At 71.6% G+C, this 394-nt stretch carries 2 protein-coding genes; one reads left to right on the top strand and one right to left on the bottom strand.

The window, feature by feature from the left end; all coding sequences use genetic code 11:
• A partial coding sequence (locus HKX41_10575; GenBank protein ID NNC24575.1) for a tetratricopeptide repeat protein occupies positions 1-225 on the top strand: 225 nt, incomplete at its 5' end.
• A 30-nt stretch (positions 226-255) separates the two neighbouring features.
• On the opposite strand, the gene HKX41_10580 is transcribed toward HKX41_10575, so the two are convergent.
• Positions 256-394: hypothetical protein (locus HKX41_10580; protein ID NNC24576.1), on the bottom strand; the 139-nt coding region annotated here is incomplete at its 5' end.

Below are 394 nucleotides of genomic sequence, written 5' to 3' on the forward strand. Positions count from 1 at the left end.
CGGATCTGGCGGGTCAACATCGACGACGGCCGTCTGCGCGCCCGCGCGCTGGAACGTTACCTGGCGGTGTCGCGCCTGCCGCGTAACCCGCGCTGGCGCGACGTGCTGCGCTCGGCCTATTTCGTGCTGGGCAAATGCGACGGGCTGTCGGCCGACGCGCGCGCGGAGCTGCAGGCGCGCATCGACACGGTGCTAGCCTATACCCGCCGCGATGCGCTGGTCTGAGCCGCGCCGCTGCGAGCCGGGCGGCATCGCTCAACGGCCCGACGTCGCTGCCTTGCTGCCGCGCTGGGTGCGCGGCGCGCACACCGCGCAGGCGCCGCTGATGCCCTCGTCCAGCTCGTAGACGGTGTGATGATGGTCGGACAGATAGCTGTCGGGCCCGAACACGAAC

Source organism: Salifodinibacter halophilus (genome assembly GCA_012999515.1).
GTDB classification, from domain to species: Bacteria; Pseudomonadota; Gammaproteobacteria; order Nevskiales; family Salinisphaeraceae; genus Salifodinibacter; species Salifodinibacter halophilus.